A 23,457-nucleotide genomic window follows, 5' to 3' on the forward strand; every position below is an offset into this window, starting at 1 on the left:
AACAGCGGACCCTGTCCAAGGAATACCCATGCCGCGGAAGCTGATCGATATCTCGGTGCCGCTCAGAAACGACGTGACGGCCGATCCGCCCGGCAACCATCCGACCATCCAGTACATCGATCACCAGCAGGGCCTGCCCCGCATGCTGCAGTTCTTCGATGGGCTCGAGGCGCAGGATCTGCCGGACGGACAAGGCTGGGCCGTCGAACAGGTCTCGCTGTCGACCCATAACGGCACGCATCTCGACGCGCCCTGGCACTTCCATCCGACCATGAATCGCGGCGAGCGGTCATGGACGATCGACGAGGTCCCGCTGGAATGGTGCTTTCAACCCGGCGTGAAGCTCGACTTCCGGCACCTGCCCGACGGCTATGTGGCGAGCGCCGAGGACGTCGAGAGGGAGCTGAAACGCATCGGGCACACGCTGTCGCCGCTGGAGATCGTCGTCGTCAACACCAGCGCCGGCGCCAAATTCGGCAAGGCCGAATACGTCAATTCCGGCTGCGGCATGGGTTATGAGGCCACCATGTATCTGCTCGAACGCGGCGTGCGGCTCACCGGCACCGACGGCTGGAGCTGGGATGCGCCGTTCGTCTACACCGCGAAGAAATATGCAGAGACCAAAGACGCCGGCCTGATCTGGGAGGGCCACAAGGCGGGACGGCACATCGGCTATTGCCATCTCGAAAAGCTGCACAATCTCGACCAATTGCCATCGACCGGGTTCACGGTCTCATGCTTTCCGGTGAAGATCGAACGCGCCTCGGCGGGCTGGACTCGCGCGGTCGCCATCATCGACGATCTACCCTGAGGCGTCACTCGCCGTCGAGGCCGCTCTCGGCGAGCTCGCGCAGCGCGTCGGTGTCGAGCACGACGATGGCACCGTGCTCGAGGCGAACCCAGTTGCGGCCGGCCCAGGCGCGCAATTGCTTGTTGATGCTCTCGCGCGTCATCCCCACCATCTCGCTGATCTCCTGCTGCGTGATGGCGAGCGTGCCGCTGCCGGAATCGAACTTGCGCTCCTCGGTGAGACCGAGCAGCGCGCTCGCCAGCCGGCCCGGCAGATTCTGCAGGATCACCTGCTCGACCTGCTGGCTGGTCCAGCGCAGACGCGCGCAGAGCAGCTCGATGAACTTCATCGCCAGCGCCGGCTGACTCTTCACGAACGGAAGGAAGTCCCGGCGGTCGATGATGTAGAGCTCGCAATTGGTGTTGGCAGTCGCGTCAGCCGATCTCGGCGCGCCGTCGAGCACCGCGATCTCGCCAAAAATCTCTCCGGGGCCGATCAGATTGAGAATGGCGTTCCGCCCATCCGGGGAGGAGGAGGAGATCTTCACCGTCCCCGAGATCACCGCGAACAGATTGTTGCCGGGATCGCCCTTGGCGGCGATCGTCGCACCGCGCTTGACGGTGGTGTGCTTGGCGTAGCGGCAGAGCTGATCGAGCGCCTCGGGCTCCAGATCAGCGAAGATCGGGTGCTTGCGCAGGACCGATAGTTTGTTGCCCGCCGACTGTCGGGGGTCGCCGGTCTTGTCCTGAGGCACGCCGCGGGGCTCCTAAGACTGCGAGGCACTGATGTTCCTGCGTAGTCAACGTTATCAGGCTTTTCAACCGGAAAGCACGCGCGTGTTTTGAGGCAAATGCCGCGAAAAAGCCGCGGTCGAGCCCGAAGCCCGCATCCGAAGGATGCGCCGATGCGTTTTGGTCGATGCAGAGTTGCAGGCCGCGCGAGCCGTAGTTGCGTTGAGGCGCTGACGAACGCCGAAGCCGGCCGGACGGGCGTCAGCCGTCAGCGCCTCCAGGCGGATTAGCTAGGACCTCGGGAGCTTCAGCGCTTGGAATCCGAATCGATCCGGCCTGAGCTGGTCTGCCGGTCCGCGTAAGCCAAGGCTGCGGCAAATACGACGAAGATCGCGACGACGACAACGGTTACCAGCAACGCGTCAGCAGGCATCATCCCCTCCCGATAATTTGGGGCATTATTTTGCCGCAGCCGGCCAACGTCATTGATCGAGATCAAGAATGCCAGAGCGTCGCGAACGGACCGTCAGGCTGCGGCCAGCGCCTCTGCGCGCGCGGGATCGAGCAGGCTGATGCCGCCGTGAATGATCTCGATCACGCCGTGACGCTCCAGCTTGGTGAAGGTGCGGCTGACGGTTTCGATGGTCAGACCGAGATAGTCGGCGATGTCCTGACGGCTCATGGGAAGCGGAACCGTGTCGGACAGCCCCTTGAGCGCGACCAGCCGTTCGCGCCAGCTGAGCAGAAAGGTCGCGACCTTCTCGTCGGCCGAACGACGGCCGAGCAGCACCATATGGTCGCGCGCCTGGCTCAACTCGCGAATCGCCAGCTCGTTGATCCGCTTGAGCAGCTGCGGCCGGTCTTCGATAAAGCGACCGAACGGGGCTTTGGCGAACTGGCACACGGTCACGACGCCGATCGCATCGGCGGAAAAATTATGCCGGCCGGATATGTTCATTCCCAGGAAATCGCCGGGCAAGGCAAAACCGACGATCTGCCGGCGGCCGTCTGGCAGCAGCTTGTACAGCCGCATGACGCCTTCGAGAACGTTGTAGAACGAGGTCGTGATGTCCTCCTCGGAGAACACGGTCTCGCCTCCGTCAAAATGGACGCGGCGCCCGAGATGCTCGAACTCCCTGAGCTCGGCCGCATTCAGCGACGAACAAACCGCCGCACCGCGCACGGCACAATCGCTGCAAAAATGTCCGTTCGGCTCAATCATGACCACGGAAGGCTTCATCCACCGCTCCCCGCGCCGGCTGCCCCCGGCCCCAGGCCGAGTCCACCGCGCGGAGGGCATTTTACTGCACTGCGCCAAAGCCAATTGACTCAGATCAAATTTGAGTGGCATCCCCGTCTTATTCTGCTCCAGAGTTCGACGGGATCACGTTCCATGCTGCAAGGCGCCCTGCGTCACGGTCTGATTGGGCTGCTTCTGATGACACCTGCGCTGGCGGCCCCGACCGCCGAACAGCGCGGCAAGGCCTTTGCAAGGGCCAATTGCGCCCGCTGCCACGCGATCGACCGCGCCTCCCGCAGCCCGCTCGAGGGCGCGCCCCCGCTGCGGATCCTGCATCAGCGCTACCCGATCGAGACCCTTGGCGAGGCGCTGGCGGAGGGGATCTATACCGGTCACGCCGACATGCCGGCCTTCGAGCTCAGTCCGGACCAGATCCACGACCTTCTGTCCTACCTGAAGACGCTGGAATAGACGGCGTTACACCGCCTGCACGGTCCAGCCGATCAGCTCCTTGGCGATGCGAGCAAAGGCCGCATCGAAGGCGGCAACCGAAGCGGCCGGCTCGACCTTGTCGAGCTTCTCGCTGGTCTCGACCAGGCGCGAAGCAACCACCTTGCCGCTCTTGTCGACGATCCGTGCCGACAGTTCGATCTCGACCCTTGCCTCGCCCTCCGTGGCGATCCGGAAGCGCCTGATGTCGATCAGGAGCTGGTAATCCGCCTGACCGAGATCGCTCGTGCGCAGCGGGGCGTGGGCGATGTCGTAATTCTCGAAGCTGTCGATCAGGCGCGCCTGCACCAATTTCGGAATGCTGTCGGCCCAGAGGAAGTCGGCAAAGCCCGGCCGGTCCCCAACGGGCGCGAACAGCATGCGCTGGGTCTGCAGCATGGCGACCGCGCTCGGCTCGGGAATGGCCAGTGATGCCGACAGCGTCTTGCCGGCGGGGCCGAGATTCTGCGGCGTGTGCAGGTCGTAGGTGACCTTCTGCGCAGGGACGCCACCGCCGGTCATCTTTTCCAGGCCCGCCAGAATGCCGTCGATCTTGCCGGTATTGCGCGCGAGCCCCTCGGAGAAGGTCTTGAAATTCGCGATGGTGTCCTTGAGCGGGCCGGAATTGTCCTGAAGCACCGTGTCGACCCGCCGCAGCGCATCGCGCGCCGCCTGCGTCATGCTCTGGCCGGCGCCGGCCTCGGCGATCAAGGTCGGCGGCTCGCCGGACTTGTCACCGGACTTGGCGACGATCAGTCCGCCCTCCAACGTCACCACCGGCACGCCGGTCAGGCCCTGGAATTCGAGACCGACCTTGGTGTCGGAGCGGACTGGCGTCGCGGTCGCGACCGAAATCGTGGCGTTGACGAAACGCGGATTGTCCGGCGCGAGCCCGAGCTGGGTCACCTCACCGACCCGAATGCCGTTGAACAGCACGCCGGCACCGACCAGCAGGCCAGGGACCGGCCCCTGGAATTGCACGTGGTAGTTCGTGCGCGGCCCGATGCCGCCGGTGTTGTTCAGCCAATAGACGAAGCCGAACACCGCGAGGATCGCGGCCAGCACGAAACTGCCGATCAGCACGTAGGGAGCGCGGGTTTCCATGTCTCATCTCATCTCGTGTTGCAGCATCTGCGAGCGCTTGCCGTGGAAATAGGCGCGCACCCAGGGATGCTCGGATTGCAGCAATTCGCGCATCGGGCCGATCGCCACGATCTTGCCGTCGGCGAGCGCGGCGACGCGGTCGCAGACCGTGGTGAGGCTCGCAAGATCGTGGGTCACCATGAACACGGTCAGCCCCAGCGTCTTTTGCAGGGTCTTGATCAGCGCGTCGAAATCGCCGGCGGCGATCGGATCGAGGCCGGAGGTCGGCTCGTCCAGGAACAGGATCGGCGGGTCGAGCGCGAGCGCGCGCGCCAGCGCGACGCGCTTGGTCATGCCGCCGGACAGCTCTGACGGATATTTGTCGGCGTCCTGAGCGCGCAAGCCGACCATTTCAAGCTTGGCGATCGCGATCTCGTCCATCAGCTCCTGCGACAGGACGAGATTTTCGCGTAACGGAAACTGGATGTTCTGCCGGACCGTCAGCGAGGAGAACAGCGCGCCCTGCTGGAACAAGATGCCCCATATCGTGGCTGCGCCTCGACCATGGCCGCCGGTGGGTTGTCCCATGACTTCGATGGTCCCGCCCCGGCGCGGGATGAGGCCGATGATGGTTCGCATCAAGACCGACTTGCCGCCGCCGGATGCCCCCACCAGTCCGAGGATCTCGCCCCGGCGGACGTCGAGCGACAGATGGTCCAGCACGGTCTGGCGGCCGAAGCCGACCACGAGGTCCCGGACGCGGATCGCGAACTGGTCTTGCGATGCGTCCATCTTCACATTCCGATCGAGGCAAAGAAGACCGCGAACAGGCCGTCGAGCACGATCACCAGGAAGATCGATTTCACCACCGACGTCGTGGTCTGTCGCCCGAGCGATTCCGCGCTGCCCTTGACGCGCAATCCCTCGCTGCAAGCCACGATCCCGATCACCAGCGCCATGAACGGCGCCTTCAGGATGCCCACCTCGAAATGGGTGACGGAGATGGCCTCGTGCAGCCGCGCGATGTAGATCGCCGGACCCATGTCGCCATAGAACTGAGCGACGAGACCGCCGCCATAGAGCGCGGCAATCGAACCGATGAAGGTGAGAATCGGCAGCGCGATGATCAGGGCCGCAACGCGCGGCAGGATCAGGACGTCGACGGGATCGAGCCCCATGGTCGAGAGCGCGTCGATCTCCTCGCGCATCTTCATCGAGCCGAGCTCGGCGGTGTAGGCGCTGCCGGACCGGCCGGCGACCATGATGGCGACGATGAGCACGCCGAGCTCGCGCAGCACCAGGATGCCGACCATGTCGACGGTATAGGATTCCGCACCGAACCGGCGGAAATGGAAGAAACCCTGCTGCGCGATGATGGCGCCGATCAGGAAGGTGATCAGCGCTACGATGGGGATCGCCTGCCACCCGATGCGGTAGAGCTGATAGACCAGCGAGGTCAGCCGCAGCGAACGCGGCCGGCGCAGCACGCCGATGATGGCCATGAACAATGCGCCGAGCATCTGCAGGAAGATCGTGATGTCCTCCCGCGCGCCAACGGTGGACTTGCCGAGATCGCCGAGCCTCGCCAGCACCGGATTGGGCACAGCCGCCGGAGCCGGCGTGTGGAGGTTGACCTGGCGCACCTCTTCCAGCAGCCCGCTGAAATGATCGGCGACGCCGACGAATTCGGCCGATCTGCCTGACGATGCGGCCCTGCGCGACAGTTTTTCCAGGACCCAGGCGCCGAGCGTGTCGAGCGCACTGACACCGGACATGTCCAGCGTGACGGCGCGCGAGCGATCGACGTCGGTCCCGACCGATCGGGACAAGGTCTCGAGCGTCACCACATTCGCGGCGGTCCAGGGCCCTTCGGGGCGCAAGTTCAGCACGTCGCCGGACGGCGTCGCGAGCAATAGCGGTTCGTGGTTCACGCTTCCACCTCGTCGGGACAATCGGTCCCCATTCAGACGGTATTTCTAGGCCAGCTTATGGCGGCCGGCTTGACCTGTCTCAAGCGCTGAGCCGCCCTGCCGATTGACGCAAATCAAGCGCGATCGCGCGCGCGGCCCCTAGGCTTGCGTCCGTTCAATGGGGATATCAAGTCCATGTTCAACAGCGACAGGATGAGCGAAGAACTACGCGCGCTGAAGATCGACGTCACGCGCTTGCTGAGCACCGCCGGCGAGGAGATGTACGAGAGCTCGAAAGATCGCGCCGAAGCGCTCGCCGACCAGATCAGGGCCGCACTGACCGAGCTCGGCGAGACCGTCGAGGAAGAGCAGGAGCAGCTTCAGGGCCTCATTGCGGACCGTCCGATCACATCGCTCGCCTCCGCCTTCGCGCTCGGCGTGGTTGTCGGCTTCATGCTGAGGAGACACTAGGTGAATACCGAGAATGTGGTCAAACATCTGCGCGCACTGTGGCGCACCGACAGGATCATTGCGGACATCCGGCTCCGCCATTTGCTAATCGGGCTCGGCCTGCGCGCCTTTGCAGCCCTGATCGCAGCGTTCGGGCTTCTGATGCTGGAGCTGTCGGCCTATTTCGCGCTGGTCCAGATCTGGAGCGCGATTGCCGCCGCGGCCATCCTCGGAGCCGTCAATTTCGTCATCGCGGCGGCTCTCTTCGTCATCGCCGGCCGCGCTCCGTCGGGCCGTGACATCGAGCTCGCCAACGAAATCCACGACTCGTCCATCGAAGCGCTCCAGTTCGAGGCGCGCGCGTTCCAGGCCCAGATGTCGGGCGCGGTGCATCATCCGCTCAGTACGATCGTGCCGGTGCTGGTGCCGCTGATCGCGATCATCGTGAAGAACTTGCGATCGACTGCCAGGACGTCCGCCAAGACATCCGCGGCGGCAGGGTCGGCCGAAGCGGATTCCTGACGGGCGTCCTCAAAGGGTCAGCTTGACGTCGCAGATATCGGGTTCGGCCGGATCCGGCTTGACCTCGAAGCCGAGCTGTCGGCACATTTCGAGCATCACGGTGTTCTCCTTGAGAACGTCGCCCGAGATGACTTTCAGCCCTTCCGACTTGGCATAGTTGATGATGAGCTGCATGAGCGCCCAGCCGAGCCCCCTGCCCTTGAGATCGGAGCGCAGCAGGATCGCGTATTCGCCGCTCTCGTAGATCGAATCTGAATGGAGCCGGACCACGCCGACCATTTCGCCCGTGGCCTCGTCGAATGCGATGAAGGCCATCGCGCGCGCATAATCGAGCTGGGTCAGGCGCGCGATGAACTCGTGGGTAAACTCCTTCATCGGCGCAAAGAAGCGCAGGCGAAGATCGTGCGGCGTGACGTGACGCAGGAATTCGTGGATGGTCGGCTCGTCCTCGGGGCGCATGGGCCGCGCGAAGATGCGCCAGTCGTCCTTGAGCTTGAGGCGGCGCTCCCATTGCGATGGATAGGCGCGAACGGCGAAATTGGCCGGGCCGGAGCCGGCAAACTTCCGTTGCGGCGGGCCGACCGCGACACGGGCATCGACCGCGGTCACGCCGGTTTCGTCCGCGAGCAGCGGATTGATGTCGAATTCGCGGATTTCGGGAATGTCAGCCGCCATCTGTGCCAGCTTGACCAGCACCATGGCCACCGCATCTTGCTTGACCGCCGGCACATCGCGGTAGGCCTTTAGCAGCCGCGATACGCGGGTGCGGTCGATCAGGTCGCGGGCGAGCTGCAAATCCAGCGGCGGCAGCGCAAGGGCCTTGTCGTTGATGATCTCCACCGCTGTGCCGCCACGGCCGAACACGACAACGGTGCCGAAAGTGGGATCGTCGGCCAGTCCCAGGATCAGCTCGCGCGCTTTGGCCTTGACGACCATGGCCTGGACGATGACGCCGCCGATCCGGGCCTCGGGCCGCAGCTTCTTCGCCCGCGCGAGAATGTTCGCCGCAGCCCCTCGCACGGCGTCAGGCGTGGTCAGATTGAGAACGACGCCGCCGACATCGGATTTGTGGGTGATGTCCCGCGACATGATCTTCAGCACGACGGTGTCACCCTGTGCGAAGATCTCGTTTGCATAGCCTACCGCCTGCTCGACATCTGCTGCCGCATAGGTCGGCACCATCGCGATGTCATACGCTTCGAGCAGGTTCTTGATCTCGACCGGCTCGAGCCATTCGCGACCGTCGGCGATCGCGGCGGTGACGATCTCCCTCGCCCCCCGGGCGTCGGGAACGAACGTGTCGGGCATCGCTGGAGGAACCTGGCTCAGCTCCTCCACCACTTCGCGGTGGCGGACCAGATGCATGAAGCCGCGCACGGCGTCGTCCTCGGTCGGATAGTTCGGCACGCCGGCGCCGGAAAGCGCCTGAATGATCTGCTGATCGGCACCGACCCAGGCGGCCAGCACCGGCTTGGCCCATCGGCTGTGCTCCTTTCGATACTTACCGACGAGCTCCGTCACGGTGGCGGCGATCTCGGCCGCCGAGGCGATGGCCGTTTGCACGTTGAGGACCAGGACCGCGTCATTGTCGCGATCGGCCAGCAGCACCTCCAGCGCCGCCGCATAGCGCGCGGCGTCGGCGTCGCCGACGATGTCGACGGGATTTGCACCGGACCAGGTCGGCGGCAGCGCCGCGTCGAGCTTCTCGCGCGCCTCCGCCGAGAGGGTCGCCGGAATTCCACCGAGCTCGACCAGTCGATCGACGGCGAGCACGCCGATGCCGCCGCCATTGGTCAGGATGGCGAGACGCTTTCCGGTCGGCGATTCGACACGGCCGAGCGTCTCGGCACAATCGAACAGCTCGCGCAGGTCCGACACCCGCAGGACGCCCGCGCGGCGGAACGCCGCGTCATAGACGGCGTCGGCGCCAGCGAGCGCGCCGGTGTGGGTCGCCGCGGCTTTCGCGCCCTGCGCCATGCGACCGGACTTCACCACGACGACGGGCTTCACGCGCGCGGCCGCGCGCGCCGCCGACATGAACTTGCGTGCGTCCTTGATGGACTCGATATAGAGCAGGATCGCGCGGGTCTTGTGATCCATCGCGAAATAGTCGAGCAGATCGGCAATGTCGACGTCGATCTGATCGCCGATCGAGACGATGCCGGAGAAGCCGACGCCGCGCTGCGCAGCCCAATCGACCATGCCGGCGGCGATCGCCCCCGATTGCGAGATCAGCGCGAGGCTGCCCGCCCCCGGCATATGCGCGGCAAAGCTGGCATTCAGGCTGACCCCGGGCATCATGATGCCGAGGCAGTTCGGTCCGATCAGCCGCATGCCGTATCTACCGGCCGCTGCGATGGCAGCCTCGTGCAGAGATCCCGGTCCATGGCCGAGCCCGGCCGAGACGATCAAAGCGCCCGCCGTGCCGCGGCGCCCGGCCTGGTCGATGATGCAGGGGATCTCGCGCGCCGGCGCGGTGATGACCACGAGTTCTGGCACGAAGTCCAAGGCGTCCAGACTCTTCACCGCCGCCATGCCGCCGATTTCCGCATGGCGTGGATTGACGAGGCCGAACCGCCCCTTGAATTGGGCCTTGCGAACGTTCTCCAGAACGGCGCGTCCCACCGAGACCGGACGAGCGCTGGCTCCGACAAGCGCAACCGAACGCGGCGCCAGCAGGTTGTTCAGACGATAGGTTGACATGAAATCAAATGCGCCCGGTCGGCGACGGTTCCGATGGTTGACGATCAGTCGGGACGAATGGCGAGCCTAGTGTGAGATCATAACCCAGCACGGTGGCTGGCCAATGACGGTCTTTGTCACACCGCCCCAGACGATCTCGTTCAGACGCGAATGATGATAGGCGCCCATCACGATGGCGTCCATATCATGGGAATTCACGAAGTTTTCCAGGACCTTGCCGATCGAGCTGCCGCGGCCTTTCACCGTTTCGAACGAAGCATGGACACCGTGCTCCCTGAGATGATCGACCAGGGCGGTTCCGGATTGCACGATCGCATCGGTCTTGTCATCCGCCACGGTCACCACGCGGACGGTCGCCGCCGCCTGCAGGACCGGCAGCGCGTCGCCGGTCGCACGCGCCGCACGCGCGGAGTGATCCCAGGCGATCACGACATTCTCGAATTTGGGCCGAAGCTCGTTCGCGAGATGTTCCGGGCATAGCAGGAGCGGTCGGCCGGATCCGAACAGGAAAGCTTCGACAATGCTCTCTGTCCGACTGTCGTGCGGCTTCACGGGAAGCAGCGTGAGATCGCTGAAACGGGCGTGCTCGGCCACGACCGCCGCGATCTGGTCCGCCGGCACCTTGCCCGTTCGGCTCCGGGCGAGAATCTTGGCGCGGGACGTCGCACTCGTGAATGCGTTCAGAAGCTGCTGCATGTCGCTCACCTCGCACGAGCTGCCGGCTTCCGCGGCTTCGCGATCGTAGGGCAGCATCACCTTCGGCCGCTCAAAAACTTCTTCCTCGAGCGCGAGCGCGGTGATCCTGGCGCCGAGTTCGGCGGCGACGGCCACGCATTTGTCGATCGCAGCCAGCGCCGCCCCGCGCGGCTGGCCGACAAGCGGCATAAAGACATCCTTGATCGGCATCGGGATTCTCCTTGGCCGCCACAATAGGCCGGCTCTGGTCGAGCTGCTTGATCCTCGTCAAGCCAGGGGAACTTCGGCCAGAACAGGCGTTGACCGGCATCAAGGACTGGCCGCCCGGTTGTTCTACGGATAATCCAGTGGGAGCGGTTGCCCCGGAGAAGCTCATGCGTGCGATGGTGTTGCCGGCCCCACGAACGCGGCTCGAGATAGAGGAGCGGCCCGACCCGATACCCGGCGAGGGTCAGCTCCGGGTGAAGATCAGCGCCTGCGGCGTATGCCGGACCGATCTTCACCTCGTCGATGCCGAGCTGCCCGATATTCGCTATCCGATCGTGCCCGGTCACGAGATCGTCGGCCGGGTCGATCTCGTGGGTCCGAACGTCGCAACGCATGCGCCGGGTGATCGGGTCGGCATTCCCTGGCTCGGCTTCACCTGCGGACATTGTCGCTTCTGCCGGGACGGCATGGAAAACCTGTGTGATGCGCCGCTGTTCACCGGCTACACGCGCGATGGCGGCTATGCCACCCACACCATCGCCGACGCACGCTACGCCTTTCCCCTCGGCGAGGAAGGCGACGACGTGGAGATTGCGCCTCTGTTGTGCGCGGGGCTGATCGGCTGGCGCTCGCTGGTGCTGGCTGGCCCCGCCGAACGGCTCGGCCTCTACGGCTTCGGCGCGGCCGGCCACATCATCGCGCAGGTCGCGCGCTGGCAAGGGCGATCCGTCCATGCCTTCACGCGCCGCGGCGATGCTGCCGCACAAGACCTTGCCCGTCGTCTCGGCGCGGTCTGGGCGGGGGCATCCGACGAGGTGCCCGAGGAGCCGCTCGACGCGGCCATCATCTACGCACCATCTGGCGAACTTGTCCCGGCCGCGTTGCGCGCGGTCCGCAAAGGCGGTCGCGTCGTATGCGCCGGCATCCACATGACCGACATTCCAGGCTTTCCCTATGATCTGCTCTGGCAGGAACGGCAGTTGGTCTCGGTCGCCAACCTGACCCGGCAGGATGGCCTGGATTTTCTCAAGATCGCTCCGCAAGCCGGCGTGCGCACGGAAACGACGGCATTTCCGCTTCACCAGGCCAACGACGTCCTGAACATGCTGCGAGCCGGTCAGATTCTCGGCGCGGCCGTGCTGACGCCCTGATGGTGCTTACGGATGCTCGTTCCATGACAGATGAAATGGCGCCCCAGGAGCGGATCTTCCGGACGCTGACCGACCATCCCGGCGTGACGCGGATCGACACGCATGGCGCCGCGGTGTTCCTCGACGGCAAGCGCGCGCTGAAGATCAAGCGTGCCGTGAAGTTTCCCTTCCTCGACTACTCGACGCTCGAGAAACGCAAGGCCGCTTGCGAGGAGGAAATCAGGATCAACCGGCCGCTGGCGCCGCAGATCTATCATCGCGTCGTCGCGATCACGGAAGAGCCGGATGGGTCGGTGCAGGTCGACGGTCCCGGCCGGCCGATCGAGTACGCGGTCGATATGTCGCGTTTCGACGAAAGCAGGACGCTGGATCATCTGGCAAAGACCGGGCCGTTGGATGCGAAACTGGCCTCGGCTGCCGCCGACGCGATTGTGGCTTCGCACGCGGCGGCGATTCACGCCGACGGAAAAGCGTGGGTCTCGTCCATCCCTGCCTTGATCGACGGCAACAGTCACGGCCTGCGGACAGGCGGCAGTTTCAACGCTGACGAGATCGACAAGCTCGACAAGGCATCGCACGAGGCGTTCTTGCGCCTCCGTTCCCTGATCGCGGAGCGCGGCCGTCAGGGCTTCGTGCGCCGCTGCCACGGCGATCTGCACCTGGCAAACATCGTGCTGCTCGATGGCCGGCCCGTTCTGTTCGACGCCATCGAGTTCGATGCGCAGATGGCAACCGTCGACGTGCTCTATGATATCGCATTCACGCTGATGGATCTGCTGCACCACAATCAGCCCAGCGCCGCCAACATCGTCCTGAACCGTTATCTCGCCGCGACATCTGCCGACAATCTCGACGCGCTCGCGCTTCTGCCGTTGTTCATGTCCATACGGGCCGCGATCCGCGCCCAGGTGGCTCTGGCACGGCTGAGGCCGCCGCACTCCGATGACCCCGGCATTCTGGATGAGGCCCAACGCTATTTCGACCTCGCCAGGACGCTGATCCATCCGGCCGCTCCGCGCCTGATTGCGGTCGGCGGATTGTCAGGCACCGGCAAGACGGTTCTGGCGCAAGCACTCGCGCCCCTCGTCGCACCACCGCCCGGAGCCGTCGTGCTGCGCAGCGACATCGTCCGCAAGCAGATGTTCGGCGTCGAAGACACCCACCGCCTGCCGCCGTCCGCCTACACGTCGGAGCACGCGGGCCGCGTCTACGACAGGCTGGTTCAACTCGCCCGCCGGGTGCTGGCGCAAGGCCATTCGGCAATCATCGACGGCGTGTTCGCGCGTGAGGACGAACGGGACGCGATCTCGGCACTGGCGCGCAAGAGCAAGGTGCCGCTGAACGGCCTGTTCCTGGTTGCAGACCTTGCGACCCGGCAGATGCGGATCGGAAGCCGCCGGGGCGACGCATCCGACGCCACGCAAGAGGTTGCCGCGCTGCAAGAGCACTATAATATCGGTCATGTCGGTTGGGCGACCGTCGATGCATCCGGGACGCAAGAGCAGACGCTCCAGAACTGCCGGGACGCGATCGCTGAAGGCAAGCAGGGCAATCTGATTGGTGCGGGCAAAGATGGCGCGACCTAGCACGACCTCGACGGCCGCTCGTCTCACGCCAGCGGCACGGCGGAATGCCTTGCCCGGCCGCCTCAGTCCCGGCATGGCCTGCGATACGGCGTTCCGGATCATCGCGCGCCGCCACCTCGCGGCCGTCCTCGCCCAGCATGACGGCACCTGCCGCGGCGATCCCGACGCGCTCCATCAGATTCGCATTGCGCTCACGCATCTGCGCACCGCCATCCGCTTCTTCTCGCCGATGGTCGACGACGCTCAGCGGCCGCATGTCTGGGCCGAACTGAAATGGCTGAATGGCCAGCTCGGCATGGTCAGGGACCTCGACGTGGCGATCGAGCGGGTGATCGCCGAGAGCGACGGCGAACTCGTCGAGGTCGCCGAGCTCCGGCACTGGGACGAGAAACGGGCCGAGAGCCACCGCCTGCTCGCGCGCGCGCTGCAATCGGCGCGCTATCGCCGCCTCGTCGAGCAGACCTCGGCCTGGATCGAGAGCGGCCCCTGGTCGACCCGGCGCAGCAAGGAGGCCATTCGACTGCGCCGCTCGACGCTCGCTGAACATGCGATGCAGAGGCTGACCGAATGGGAGACGACGCTGCTCAAGAAGGCGCGAAAGCTCCGCAAGCTCGACGTCGAGAAACGCCACAAGCTGCGGCTTCTCAACAAGCGGATGACCTATTCGATCGAGTCGCTCCAGGACCTGTTCGCCGAGGAAGCCCTGAAGAAGCAGCAGTCCATCCTCAAGAAATTGCGCAAGGCGCAACGGTCGCTCGGGCAACTGAACGACGATGCGCGTGGACAGGCATTGGCGGCGTCGTTGAACGGCGCCGGCCTCGATGCCAGCCATCGCTTCCTCGACCGCAAGCGGGAAAAGAAGCTGTTGCGAGCGGCCTCGGCGGCCTACCGCAAACTGGACAAGACCAAGCCTTTCCGCTCCTCTGTTCTCGCGCCGAATTCCGAGCCCGAAGCTTAGAGCGTTTTCGAGCGAAGTGGACACCGGTTCGCGTGAAGAAAACGCGTCAAAACACGAATCCAGAGCTTCGGTTCTGATTCAATCAGAACCGAAAATGCTCTAGGTATGGACGTAGTTCCCTGGTGCATCGGGCAGGTCCGCAGCGTCTCCAACGCCGATCTGCGGTGGATCGCAGGGCGCGCCGGAGCGCGCCGCCAGCCAATTGGTCCATTCCGGCCACCACGACCCCTCAACGTGCGGAGCCAGCTTCAGCCATTCGTCCGGACCGACATAGGGCGCGTCCTCCGCCTTGGTCAGCACCTGATAGCTGTGGCCGGCCTCCTCTGGAGGCGCAACGACACCGGCGTTATGACCGCCGCTGGTCAACAGGAACGTCACGTCGGCATCGACCTGATAGTGAATCTTGTAGACGGATCGCCATGGGGCGACGTGATCGGCGAGCGTGCCGACCACGAACATCGGCGCGTGAATATCGGACAGGGAAACGCTCCGGCCGCCGACGTGATAGCGACCTCCGGCCAGATCGTTGTTGAGGAACAGCTTGCGCAGATATTCCGAATGCATGCGATACGGCAGCCGCGTGGCGTCCGCATTCCAGGCCATCAGATCATTCGGCGGCGCGACCTCGCCCATCAGATAGTCGTGCGACAGACGCGACCAGATCAGTTCGTTCGAGCGCAGCAGCTGGAAGGCGCCGGCCATCTGCGTCGTGTCGAGATAGCCGCGCTGCCACATCATGTCTTCGAGGAAGGCTACCTGGCTCTCATTGATGAAGAGCGTCAACTCTCCGGCCTCGGTGAAGTCGGTCTGGGCCGCGAGGAGAGTGATAGTGCCGAAGCGGTCGTCACCGTCGCGCTCCATCGCGGCGGCGGCGATCGACAGCAATGTGCCGCCCAGACAATAGCCGAGCGCATGGATCTTTCGGCCCGGTACGATCAGGCCGATCATGTCCAGCGCGGCCATGACGCCCAGCTTGCGATAGTCGTCGAAGGCGAGATCCCGATCTCTCGCATCCGGGTTGCGCCAGGAGATCGCGAACACGGTGAAACCTTGACCGGTCAGGTATTTGACCAGCGAGTTCTGCGGCGAGAGATCGAGGATGTAGTACTTCATGATCCAAGCCGGCACGATCAGAATCGGCTCGGGCCGGACCTGCGCCGTGGTCGGATGGTACTGGATCAGCTCGATAAGCTCGTTGCGGTAAACGACCTTGCCGGGTGACGCCGCCACCGTCTTGCCGACCACGAACTGCGCGTCATCTGTCAATTTTGCGTTGGAGAGCAGGCGCATCAGGTCGCTGCACCAGTTCTGCCAGCCGAAGACGAAATTCTCCCCTCCACTCTGGAACGCCTTCTCCAGCACCTTGGGATTGGTCGCCGCGAAATTCGACGGCGCCAGCATGTCCAGCATCTGACGAATCGAAAACTCGACGATCGCTTCATTGGCATGCGAAACGCCGCGCACGCCAGTCGTGGCATCGTGCCACCAACGCTCTCCGAGCAGGAATGCCTGCGCCAGCAGATTGAACGGCGCAGTCTCCCATTGTGGCCCGCTGAAGCGGCGATCGCGCGACTGCGGCTGAATCACGGACCAAGGCTTTTGCTCCGGCGACGTCGCGTGCGCGACTGCTTCAGCCAGCCGACCGGTGTCGCGCAAGATGTTGCGGGAAATCTCCATCTGGCGCTGCGGCGCCGCTGCGAGATGCGAACTCCAGTCGAGCCAAGCGAGCGACAAGGCCAGCGGCGAAATGCCGCCCGTGAATCGCGCCAGCATCGCGTGAAACGCGCGGTCGAGGGGATATGGCTCTGATGCAGGCAAAGGCTCGGCGGCAACCGGCGTCGGCGCAAGCGCAGGCTTCTCGGAACTCGTCATCGCGGCTTCCGGAGGAGCGGCTGGACTGACGGGGAGAGCCAGCGCCGCCGTTTCTTCTTCAGTCCGGGGAAAGATCTGGACGACGCTCATGGCTAAATGTTCCTGTCGGTCTAACTGAAACAGCATATGACCAAGCTTCGCATAGGGGTTGAGCTGCATCAAATCCCGCCCGCCAGATCACGTTTGCTTAATCGAGGAGATCGGCTTCACCTAATTGACCTGAGTCAAACCGCACCTCGATACCCGAGCTAGTTTTCGTGCATCGAAATTGAACAAGCCAGCGGAGTTGTCCATGCGCGCCCACCAGATCATGACCCGGTCGGTCATCTCGGTTACCCCCGACACCAGCATCGTCGAGGCGGCGAATATCATGCTCAAGCGGCATGTCAGCGGTCTCACGGTCGTCGACGATACCGGCAAGCTGGTTGGCGTCGTTTCGGAAGGAGATTTCATCCGCCGCAGCGAAATCGGCACCGGGCGCAAGCGTGGGCGCTGGCTGCGGTTCATCCTCGGCCCGGGCAAATCCGCTAGCGACTTCGTCCACGAGCATGGCCGCAAGGTCGCGGAAGTGATGACCGACTCGGTCGTCACCATCACGGAGGATACCGCGCTCGCCGAGATCGTCGACCTCATGGAGCGCAACAACGTGAAGCGGCTACCGGTGGTGCGCGGCGACAAGGTCGTCGGGATCGTATCGCGGGCCAATCTGCTGCAGGCGGTGGCGGGGCTTGCGCGCGAAGTGCGGGATCCGACGGCCGATGACGACCACATTCGCAGCCGCATCATCGACAGCATGGAGAAGAACGACTGGTGCCCCTTCGGGCTGAACGTCATCGTCCGTGACGGTATCGTTCACCTCAGCGGCGTCATCACCGAAGAGCGCACGCGGCAGGCCGCGATCGTCGCTGCGGAGAACGTCGAGGGCGTGAAGAAGGTGCACGACCATCTGTGCTGGGTCGACACCATGTCGGGCATCTACCTGAATTCGCCCGAGGACGAGGAGCTCTCCAAGGCGAGCTGACGCGCGTCAGCGCGGAATGACGGCGGTGGCCTCGATCTCGACGCGCGCCGCCTTCTCCACCAGGCGCACCACCTGCACCAGCGCCATCGCGGGGTAATGCGCGCCGAAGACGGCACGGTAGATCTTGCCGAGCTCCTTCAGGTTGGACAGGTACTCGTCCATGTCGACCACGTACCAGGTCAACCGCACGAGGTGCTCGGGCCGCGCGCCGGCCTCAGCCAGAATCGCGGCGATGTTGCTCAAGGTCTGGCGCACCTGTGCGACGAAGCCGTCGGCGAGACGCTCCTCGATATCCCAGCCGATCACCCCGCCGGTGACGACGATGCGTCCCTCGGCGGCCATGCCGTTGGCATAGCCCTTCGGCATCGGCCACCCCGACGGCTGGAGCACCTGCACCCGCGAACGGGTGTCATCCTCGGCGGCGGTCGACAGCACTGCGAGCTGCGGGCCTTTCGGCGTCGTCACGGACAATTCTCCATCCCTCTCATTCCGCCGCGACGCCTGAGGACGTCACCGCAGCCTGCGCCAGTTGCCGCAGGGCAAAGCGCTTCAATTTTCCGGTCTCGGTCTTTGGCAGTTGCGCCACGAACTCGATGGCGCGCGGATATTTGTACGGCGCGATCTCGCGTTTGACATGCTCCTGCAGCTCGGCCACGAGCTTTGCATCCGGCGTCACGCCGGCCGCCGCGATGACATAGGCCTTCACGATCATGCCGCGCGCCTCGTCTGGAGCGCCGACCACGCCGCACTCGGCAACCGCCGGGTGCGTGAGCAGCGCCGCCTCGACGTCGGTGCCCGCGATGTTGTAGCCGGCCGACACGATCATGTCGTCGGAGCGGGACTGGTACCAGAAATAACCGTCGCTATCCATCAGATAGGTGTCGCCGGTGATGTTCCAGCCGTTCTGGACGTATTTGCGCTGGCGCTCGTCGGCGAGATAGCGGCAGCCGGTCGGCCCCCGCACGGCAAGCTTGCCCATCGTGCCCGGCGGCAGGTCACGGCCGTCGTCGTCGACGATCTTCGCCTCGTAGCCCGGCACCGGCTTTCCGGTCGCGCCCGGGCGAATCTCGTCCTCGGTCGCGCTGATGAAGATGTGCAGCAGCTCGGTCGAGCCGATGCCGTCCATCAGCTTGAGGCCGGTGGCCTTGAGCCAGGCATCGAAGGTCGGCTTGGGCAGTGTCTCGCCGGCGGAGACGCATTTTCGCAGCGAGGAGATGTCGCGGCCGGCGAGCTTGCCGATCATGGCACGGTATGCCGTCGGCGCCGTGAAGCAGACCGTGGTCTTGTACTGCTCGATCGCATTCAGAATGTCGTCCGGCGTCGTCTTCTCCAGCACCACGAAGGAGGCGCCGATGTGCATCGGAAACAGCACGCCGCCGAAACCGAACGTGAAGGCGAGCGGCGCCGAGCCGACGAAACGATCCTTCTGCTCGGCGCGCAGGATGTTGCGAGCATAGCCGTCGCAGACCGCGAGCATGTCGCGGTGGAAATGCATGGTGCCCTTGGGATTACCTGTCGTGCCCGACGTGAAAGCGATCAGGCAGACGTCGTCGGAGGCGGTGTCGACGGCATTGAACTCCGGGCTCGCGTCCGCCATGAGCGCTTCGAGCGAGTCCGGCGCGCCATTGCCCCAATAAACAACCCGCTCGAGATTCGGCGCAGCCGCTTTCGCCTTCTCCATTTCCTCGGCGAGCTTGCCGTCGCACAGCGCCAGCGTAATCTCTGCCTTCTGGATCGGGTAGGACAGCTCCTTGGCGCGGAGCAGTGGCATGGTCGCCACCACGATGCCGCCGGCCTTGATCACCGCGAGATAGGTCGCAACCATCATCGGGTTGTTGGCAGAGCGCAGCAGCACGCGACCGCCGGCGACGAGACCGAGCTTGCCGACCAGCACGTTGGCGATGCGGTTCACCAGCGCTTGCAGCTCGCGATAGGTGTAGCTGATTGCGGGGCTGATGACGCAGGGCGCGTCGCCATGGCCCTGCTCGACCCAGCGGTCGAGGAAGTAGCTGACGCAGTTCAATCGGGGCGGATAGTCCAGCTCGGGCCGCGTGAAGATGAATTCGGGCCACAGCTCGCGCGGCGGCAGATGCTGCCGCGCGAACGTATCGACATGGGCCGTCGCGGCGTTGCCGTCATGCGAGCCCGTCACTTGAACCTTGGCGGCGTTGGCCATCGCACGCTCCTTTCAGCATGGATTGCACCCGGCAGCACGATCTGGAAAACATTTTAGGCTTAAAACAATTCGGCGCAATAGCGGATTTTGGGCATGGCGTGCTTTTTCCTGTGGCAAAGGGATTGGGCGGATTGCTCGCCCAGCGCTTACGGCCGGCGGCGGGCGGCCGATTTCTGCGCCGACGCCTTGGTCTTGGCGAGCAGCCGCATCAATTCGCGCACGTCCTTCGGCGAGAGGTCGGCGAACAGATCGGCGATCCAGGTCTCGTGTTCCGCAGCCATGCGGCGGAACTCGGCGCGACCGAGCTTTGTGAGGCGGATCACCTGGACACGGCGGTCCGTCTCCGACGTCCGCCGGTCGAGATGGCCGGATTCCACAAGACGTTCGACGAGACCGGTGACGTTGCCGTTCGACACCATCATGCGCTTGGAGACATCGGACAGCGTCATGCCGTCGGGTACCTTGTCGAGCTGCGCCATCAGGTCGAAACGCGGCAGCGTGACGTCGAAGCGCTGCCGCAGCCGGCCTCGGACCTCGCCTTCGATCAGCGTCGTGCACGTGAGCAGGCGCAACCACAGTCGCAGTTCGTCGGCGTGATCTTCCGGCGTTTCGACGGCCTTGGTCTCGGAATCGAGCATCGCGGTGCAGTCACTCTCGGCGGGCATTGGCGCCGGCACGGATTCCCCAACATTTTGAGCTTCAAATAAATCGGGTCCGGCCGCAAGCCCAAAGCTGCAACAATCGACCGCACGTCAACTTCTTTAGGCTTCAAATAATTGGCGCGCCACTTGCATGCGCGCTGCCCGCACGAATGGCGGCGCTTCGAGCTTGCTTGCCGCGGCAGCCATCATCGGCATAAGCTTGGATTGGAGTACGCGGCTTGCAGCGCAAGCCCGATGTCACGGGGACAGATCATGAAGACGCAATTGACCTTGGCCGCAGCCTTGCTCGTCGGCACCGCCCTCAATCCAGCCGTGGCGCAGGAAAAGATCAAGCTGGGTGTGGTCGTAACCCTGTCGGGGCCTGCCGCTGCACTGGGCCAACAAGTCCGCGACGGCTTTGCGCTCGCGGTGAAGGATCTCGGCGGCAAGATGGGCGGCCGCGACGTCGAGGTGATCGTCGCCGATGACGAGCTGAAGCCGGATGCGGCGGTGACCAAGGTCAAGGGCCTGCTCGAGCGCGACAAGGTCGACTTCGTGGTCGGCCCGATCTTCTCCAACATCCTGCAGGCGATCCATCGGCCCGTGACGGAATCGAAAACCTTCCTGATCAGCCCCAATGCCGGTCCGTCGACATTCGCCGGCAAGGACTGCAACCCGTTCTTCTATGTGACCTCGTATCAGAACGACCAGGTGCACGAGATCCTCGGCAAGGTCGCGCAGGATCGCGGCTACAAGCGCATGTACCTGATGGTGCCGAACTATCAGGCCGGCAAGGATTCGGTGGCGGGCTTCAAGCTCGACTACAAGGGCGAGATCGTCGAAGAATCCTACATGCCGCTGAACACGCTGGATTTCCAGCCGGAGCTTTCCAAGATCTCCTCGCAGAAGCCCGATGCACTGTTCACGTTCATGCCGGGCGGCCTCGGCGTTAATCTCGTCAAGCAGTATCGGCAGGCCGGCCTTGCCGACAGCATCCCGGTGCTCTCGGCGTTCACGGTAGATGAATCGACCCTGCCGGCGCAGCAGGATGCGGCCGTCGGCATGTTTGGCGGGGCGAACTGGGCGCCCAACCTCGACAATCCCCAGAACAAGAAGTTCGTGGCGTCCTATGAGGCCGCCTACAACGTCGTGCCCGGCACCTACGCCTTCCAGGCCTACGACGCCGCGATGCTGATCGACAGTGCAGTCAAGGCCGTGAAGGGCGACCTGTCGAACAAGGACGCCGTGCAGGCCGCGCTGAAGAAGGCTGATTTCACCTCGCTGCGCGGCGCCTTCAAGTTCAACACCAACGGCTATCCGATCCAGGATTTTTATCTGACCAAGGTCGCCAAGCGTCCGGACGGCAAGTTCCAGACCGAGATCGTGCAGAAGGTCTTCGAGAACTACGGCGACCGCTACGCCAAGGACTGCAAGGCGGCGAACTAAAGCCGCGATGGGTTACGGGAGGACTTCAATGAGCAGCGAAATCACCGGCATCACACGGGCCAATGAGGGCATCCAGGGCATTTCCTGGAACATTCTGGGCCAGACCTATGTGCCGAAGAGCAAGACCGAGCACAGTTTCTCCTGGCACGCGACGCTGCCGCCAGGCACGTTCGTGCCGCCGCACATTCATCCCGACCAGGACGAATATCTCTATATGCTGGAAGGCAAGCTCGACTTCATGCTCGGCAATTCGGAGGCGCAGGCGACCGCAGGTGACCTGATCCGGCTCGGCATGGGCGTGCCGCACGGCATCTTCAACAAGTCGGAGCAGACCGCAAAGGTGCTGTTCTGGGTCTCGCCGACCAAGAAGCTGTTCGACCTGTTCTGGGGCCTTCACAACATGAAGGAACAGAAGCCGGAGGACGTGGTGGCGATGGCGGCCGAATTCAACATCCACTTCCTGCCGCCGCCGCCCGGCGGCTAGCCGCGCATTAGGCGCGCACCGCCGCGAGCCCCGGTACGGCGGCGAAGCCCGCCTTGGTGGCATAGCCGCGCACGATGGCCTCGCGCTGGGAATAGCTCAGCACGTTGTCCACATTGTCGAAGCCGTCGGGTGCGAGCTGCTCGACGGCGTCGATAACGCCCTCGGGGCCGCCGCGCCGGTTGGAACGAACGATATCCGCCGTCATCGGCAGGCGCTTCTTCTCGTATTCGAGCAAGGCCTGGCGCGGATGCTCGGCGCGCACCAGCGCGTCCGCAAGGCAGCGCGCATCGAGGATCGCCTGCGATGCGCCATTGGAGCCGACCGGATACATGGGGTGCGCGGCATCGCCGAGCAGCGTGACGCGTCCGGACGACCAATAGGGCAACGGATCGCGGTCGCAGGTCGGATACTCGTAGAATTCGGGTGTCGCGGAGATCAGGCTCTTCACGTCGATATAGGGCACCGAGAAGCGGGCCACATGGGGCATCAGCTCCTCGCGGCGGCCCGGCCGTGACCAGTCTTCCTTGCGCGGCGGCGGAGCATTGCCCTCGCCGACCTTCACCAGCACGGCCCAATTGGTCAGGCGGCTCGCCGGGCTCGATCCCTCCGCGATCGGATAGATCACCACCTTGGCATTGAGACCACCGGCCACGATCATCGATTTGCCGGTGAGGAACAGCGGCCAGTCGCGCGCGCCGCGCCACAGCATCAGGCCGTTCCAGCACGGCGGCCCCTCGTTCGGAAACAGCGTCTCGCGAACGCGGGAATGAATGCCATCGGCGCCGATCAGGATATCGCCGCGCGCGGTGTGAACATGCGCGCCGGCGCGATCGAAGAAATAGGCGGTGACGCCACCCTCGTCCTGCGTGAAGGCGCCGAGCCTGCAACCGGTGTGGATGGCATCAGCTCCGAGCCGCTCCTCGACCGCACGGTGGATGACGCCCTGAAGGCGGCCGCGGTGGATCGAGAATTGCGGCACGTCGTGGCCGGCATCGATCCCGCGAGCTTCGCGCCAGACCTCCTGGCCGTGACGGTTGAGATAATAGAGCTGGTCGGTGCGAACAGCGACGTCGTCGAGCTTCTGGAGCAGGCCCAGCCCGGCGAGCTCGCGCATGGCATGCGGCAGCGTGTTGATGCCGACGCCAAGCTCACGAATGGTGTCGGCCTGCTCGAAAATCTCGCAGTCGAGGCCGCGCGAGCGCAGCATCAAAGCGGTGGTGAGACCACCGATACCACCACCGACGATAATCGCCTTCATCGCCCCTTACTCCACTCAAAACACAGGCAATGGGTTAACGTCG

At 64.4% G+C, this 23,457-nt stretch carries 23 protein-coding genes; 10 read left to right on the plus strand and 13 right to left on the minus strand.

Translation table 11 applies throughout. The features are described 5' to 3' along the window. The first annotated feature begins 28 nt into the window (after positions 1–28). Positions 29–811, plus strand: a complete 783-nt coding sequence (locus tag UNPF46_RS07150; RefSeq protein ID WP_100179545.1) for a cyclase family protein — start codon at positions 29–31, stop codon at positions 809–811. A 4-nt stretch (positions 812–815) separates the two neighbouring features. On the opposite strand, the gene UNPF46_RS07155 is transcribed toward UNPF46_RS07150, so the two are convergent. The 3 genes from UNPF46_RS07155 to UNPF46_RS07165 all read right to left on the minus strand — a co-directional run bounded on the left by UNPF46_RS07155 (position 816) and on the right by UNPF46_RS07165 (position 2,761). After that, positions 816–1,544, minus strand: a complete 729-nt coding sequence (locus tag UNPF46_RS07155; RefSeq protein ID WP_028137643.1) for a Crp/Fnr family transcriptional regulator — start codon at positions 1,542–1,544, stop codon at positions 816–818. A 284-nt stretch (positions 1,545–1,828) separates the two neighbouring features. Continuing rightward, complete coding sequence (locus UNPF46_RS38520; RefSeq protein ID WP_283811655.1) at positions 1,829–1,954, minus strand: hypothetical protein; 126 nt, start codon at positions 1,952–1,954, stop codon at positions 1,829–1,831. Between the two features lie 93 nt (positions 1,955–2,047). Continuing rightward, positions 2,048–2,761 carry a helix-turn-helix domain-containing protein gene (locus tag UNPF46_RS07165; RefSeq protein WP_100179546.1) on the minus strand — a complete coding sequence of 238 codons (714 nt, stop codon included), beginning with the start codon at positions 2,759–2,761 and terminating at the stop codon, positions 2,048–2,050. Between the two features lie 153 nt (positions 2,762–2,914). Here UNPF46_RS07165 and UNPF46_RS07170 point away from each other — a divergent pair, with 153 nt between their 5' ends. After that, positions 2,915–3,232 carry a c-type cytochrome gene (locus UNPF46_RS07170; protein WP_142249509.1) on the plus strand — a complete coding sequence of 106 codons (318 nt, stop codon included), beginning with the start codon at positions 2,915–2,917 and terminating at the stop codon, positions 3,230–3,232. Positions 3,233–3,238: 6 nt separating this feature from the next. Here the strand turns inward: UNPF46_RS07170 and UNPF46_RS07175 are convergent, their stop codons facing one another. Genes UNPF46_RS07175 through UNPF46_RS07185 form a run of 3 tightly spaced genes read right to left on the minus strand, consistent with a single transcriptional unit; the run spans position 3,239 to position 6,264 of the window. Next, positions 3,239–4,354 (minus strand): ABC-type transport auxiliary lipoprotein family protein, encoded by a 1,116-nt coding sequence (locus UNPF46_RS07175; RefSeq protein WP_142249510.1) that lies wholly within the window; start codon positions 4,352–4,354, stop codon positions 3,239–3,241. Between the two features lie 3 nt (positions 4,355–4,357). Then, positions 4,358–5,125, minus strand: coding sequence for an ABC transporter ATP-binding protein (locus tag UNPF46_RS07180; protein WP_100179549.1), 768 nt, complete (start codon positions 5,123–5,125; stop codon positions 4,358–4,360). 2 nt (positions 5,126–5,127) lie between these two features. Next, positions 5,128–6,264 (minus strand): ABC transporter permease, encoded by a 1,137-nt coding sequence (locus UNPF46_RS07185; protein WP_100179550.1) that lies wholly within the window; start codon positions 6,262–6,264, stop codon positions 5,128–5,130. A gap of 174 nt (positions 6,265–6,438) precedes the next feature. On the opposite strand from UNPF46_RS07185, the gene UNPF46_RS07190 reads away from it, so the two are divergent. Next, positions 6,439–6,714 (plus strand): hypothetical protein, encoded by a 276-nt coding sequence (locus UNPF46_RS07190; RefSeq protein WP_142249511.1) that lies wholly within the window; start codon positions 6,439–6,441, stop codon positions 6,712–6,714. Then, positions 6,715–7,215: a phage holin family protein gene (locus UNPF46_RS07195; RefSeq protein WP_100179551.1), complete on the plus strand. Its 501-nt coding sequence runs from the start codon at positions 6,715–6,717 to the stop codon at positions 7,213–7,215. Between the two features lie 9 nt (positions 7,216–7,224). On the opposite strand, the gene UNPF46_RS07200 is transcribed toward UNPF46_RS07195, so the two are convergent. Together UNPF46_RS07200 and UNPF46_RS07205 are read right to left on the minus strand one after the other, a co-directional pair. Next, entirely contained in the window at positions 7,225–9,918 is a 2,694-nt protein-coding gene (locus tag UNPF46_RS07200) for a bifunctional acetate--CoA ligase family protein/GNAT family N-acetyltransferase (protein ID WP_142249512.1), read from the minus strand. Between the two features lie 66 nt (positions 9,919–9,984). Then, positions 9,985–10,824 carry a universal stress protein gene (locus tag UNPF46_RS07205; RefSeq protein ID WP_142249513.1) on the minus strand — a complete coding sequence of 280 codons (840 nt, stop codon included), beginning with the start codon at positions 10,822–10,824 and terminating at the stop codon, positions 9,985–9,987. Between the two features lie 164 nt (positions 10,825–10,988). Here UNPF46_RS07205 and UNPF46_RS07210 point away from each other — a divergent pair, with 164 nt between their 5' ends. The 3 genes from UNPF46_RS07210 to UNPF46_RS07220 are packed head-to-tail and all read left to right on the plus strand — an operon-like array spanning position 10,989 to position 14,516. Next, positions 10,989–11,972: a zinc-dependent alcohol dehydrogenase family protein gene (locus UNPF46_RS07210; protein WP_100179554.1), complete on the plus strand. Its 984-nt coding sequence runs from the start codon at positions 10,989–10,991 to the stop codon at positions 11,970–11,972. Positions 11,973–11,995: 23 nt separating this feature from the next. After that, a complete protein-coding gene (locus UNPF46_RS07215) occupies positions 11,996–13,558 on the plus strand; it encodes a bifunctional aminoglycoside phosphotransferase/ATP-binding protein (protein WP_100181425.1) in 1,563 nt (520 codons plus the stop codon). Next, positions 13,545–14,516, plus strand: a complete 972-nt coding sequence (locus tag UNPF46_RS07220; protein ID WP_100179555.1) for a CHAD domain-containing protein — start codon at positions 13,545–13,547, stop codon at positions 14,514–14,516. Before UNPF46_RS07215 ends, UNPF46_RS07220 begins: the two co-directional genes overlap by 14 nt. A gap of 99 nt (positions 14,517–14,615) precedes the next feature. Here the strand turns inward: UNPF46_RS07220 and UNPF46_RS07225 are convergent, their stop codons facing one another. Continuing rightward, the gene (locus tag UNPF46_RS07225; RefSeq protein ID WP_142249514.1) at positions 14,616–16,478 is read right to left on the minus strand and encodes a PHA/PHB synthase family protein; all 1,863 of its coding nucleotides are present in this window, start codon (positions 16,476–16,478) and stop codon (positions 14,616–14,618) included. Between the two features lie 202 nt (positions 16,479–16,680). Between UNPF46_RS07225 and UNPF46_RS07230 the strand changes: the two genes are divergently transcribed. After that, on the plus strand, positions 16,681–17,409 hold the full coding sequence (locus tag UNPF46_RS07230; protein WP_100179557.1) for a CBS domain-containing protein: 729 nt from the start codon (positions 16,681–16,683) through the stop codon (positions 17,407–17,409). Positions 17,410–17,415: 6 nt separating this feature from the next. Here UNPF46_RS07230 and UNPF46_RS07235 read toward each other — a convergent pair whose 3' ends face one another. The 3 genes from UNPF46_RS07235 to UNPF46_RS07245 all read right to left on the minus strand — a co-directional run bounded on the left by UNPF46_RS07235 (position 17,416) and on the right by UNPF46_RS07245 (position 20,250). Continuing rightward, complete coding sequence (locus tag UNPF46_RS07235; protein WP_142249515.1) at positions 17,416–17,874, minus strand: RidA family protein; 459 nt, start codon at positions 17,872–17,874, stop codon at positions 17,416–17,418. A 19-nt stretch (positions 17,875–17,893) separates the two neighbouring features. Beyond that, complete coding sequence (locus UNPF46_RS07240) at positions 17,894–19,585, minus strand: benzoate-CoA ligase family protein (protein WP_142249516.1); 1,692 nt, start codon at positions 19,583–19,585, stop codon at positions 17,894–17,896. 146 nt (positions 19,586–19,731) lie between these two features. Then, complete coding sequence (locus UNPF46_RS07245; protein WP_181769826.1) at positions 19,732–20,250, minus strand: MarR family winged helix-turn-helix transcriptional regulator; 519 nt, start codon at positions 20,248–20,250, stop codon at positions 19,732–19,734. 249 nt (positions 20,251–20,499) lie between these two features. Here UNPF46_RS07245 and UNPF46_RS07250 point away from each other — a divergent pair, with 249 nt between their 5' ends. Continuing rightward, positions 20,500–21,672, plus strand: a complete 1,173-nt coding sequence (locus UNPF46_RS07250) for an ABC transporter substrate-binding protein (protein ID WP_142249517.1) — start codon at positions 20,500–20,502, stop codon at positions 21,670–21,672. A 28-nt stretch (positions 21,673–21,700) separates the two neighbouring features. Next, positions 21,701–22,156, plus strand: coding sequence for a cupin domain-containing protein (locus tag UNPF46_RS07255; RefSeq protein WP_100179560.1), 456 nt, complete (start codon positions 21,701–21,703; stop codon positions 22,154–22,156). A 7-nt stretch (positions 22,157–22,163) separates the two neighbouring features. Here UNPF46_RS07255 and UNPF46_RS07260 read toward each other — a convergent pair whose 3' ends face one another. Next, positions 22,164–23,414, minus strand: a complete 1,251-nt coding sequence (locus tag UNPF46_RS07260) for a flavin-dependent oxidoreductase (RefSeq protein ID WP_100179561.1) — start codon at positions 23,412–23,414, stop codon at positions 22,164–22,166. Positions 23,415–23,457: the final 43 nt, after the last annotated feature.

The sequence above is a fragment of the Bradyrhizobium sp. UNPF46 genome (assembly GCF_006658625.1).
GTDB lineage: Bacteria > Pseudomonadota > Alphaproteobacteria > Rhizobiales > Xanthobacteraceae > Bradyrhizobium > Bradyrhizobium nitroreducens.

Coding starts and splice junctions, on each gene's coding strand:
- UNPF46_RS07150 (WP_100179545.1), top strand. CDS start 29: ATGCCGCGGAAGCTGATCGATATCTCGGTGCCGCTCAGAAACGACGTG.
- UNPF46_RS38520 (WP_283811655.1), bottom strand. CDS start 1,954: ATGCCTGCTGACGCGTTGCTGGTAACCGTTGTCGTCGTCGCGATCTTC.
- UNPF46_RS07165 (WP_100179546.1), bottom strand. CDS start 2,761: ATGAAGCCTTCCGTGGTCATGATTGAGCCGAACGGACATTTTTGCAGC.
- UNPF46_RS07170 (WP_142249509.1), top strand. CDS start 2,915: ATGCTGCAAGGCGCCCTGCGTCACGGTCTGATTGGGCTGCTTCTGATG.
- UNPF46_RS07175 (WP_142249510.1), bottom strand. CDS start 4,354: ATGGAAACCCGCGCTCCCTACGTGCTGATCGGCAGTTTCGTGCTGGCC.
- UNPF46_RS07180 (WP_100179549.1), bottom strand. CDS start 5,125: ATGGACGCATCGCAAGACCAGTTCGCGATCCGCGTCCGGGACCTCGTG.
- UNPF46_RS07190 (WP_142249511.1), top strand. CDS start 6,439: ATGTTCAACAGCGACAGGATGAGCGAAGAACTACGCGCGCTGAAGATC.
- UNPF46_RS07200 (WP_142249512.1), bottom strand. CDS start 9,918: ATGTCAACCTATCGTCTGAACAACCTGCTGGCGCCGCGTTCGGTTGCG.
- UNPF46_RS07205 (WP_142249513.1), bottom strand. CDS start 10,824: ATGCCGATCAAGGATGTCTTTATGCCGCTTGTCGGCCAGCCGCGCGGG.
- UNPF46_RS07210 (WP_100179554.1), top strand. CDS start 10,989: ATGCGTGCGATGGTGTTGCCGGCCCCACGAACGCGGCTCGAGATAGAG.
- UNPF46_RS07215 (WP_100181425.1), top strand. CDS start 11,996: ATGACAGATGAAATGGCGCCCCAGGAGCGGATCTTCCGGACGCTGACC.
- UNPF46_RS07220 (WP_100179555.1), top strand. CDS start 13,545: ATGGCGCGACCTAGCACGACCTCGACGGCCGCTCGTCTCACGCCAGCG.
- UNPF46_RS07225 (WP_142249514.1), bottom strand. CDS start 16,478: ATGAGCGTCGTCCAGATCTTTCCCCGGACTGAAGAAGAAACGGCGGCG.
- UNPF46_RS07230 (WP_100179557.1), top strand. CDS start 16,681: ATGCGCGCCCACCAGATCATGACCCGGTCGGTCATCTCGGTTACCCCC.
- UNPF46_RS07240 (WP_142249516.1), bottom strand. CDS start 19,585: ATGGCCAACGCCGCCAAGGTTCAAGTGACGGGCTCGCATGACGGCAAC.
- UNPF46_RS07245 (WP_181769826.1), bottom strand. CDS start 20,250: ATGCCCGCCGAGAGTGACTGCACCGCGATGCTCGATTCCGAGACCAAG.
- UNPF46_RS07250 (WP_142249517.1), top strand. CDS start 20,500: ATGAAGACGCAATTGACCTTGGCCGCAGCCTTGCTCGTCGGCACCGCC.
- UNPF46_RS07255 (WP_100179560.1), top strand. CDS start 21,701: ATGAGCAGCGAAATCACCGGCATCACACGGGCCAATGAGGGCATCCAG.
- UNPF46_RS07260 (WP_100179561.1), bottom strand. CDS start 23,414: ATGAAGGCGATTATCGTCGGTGGTGGTATCGGTGGTCTCACCACCGCT.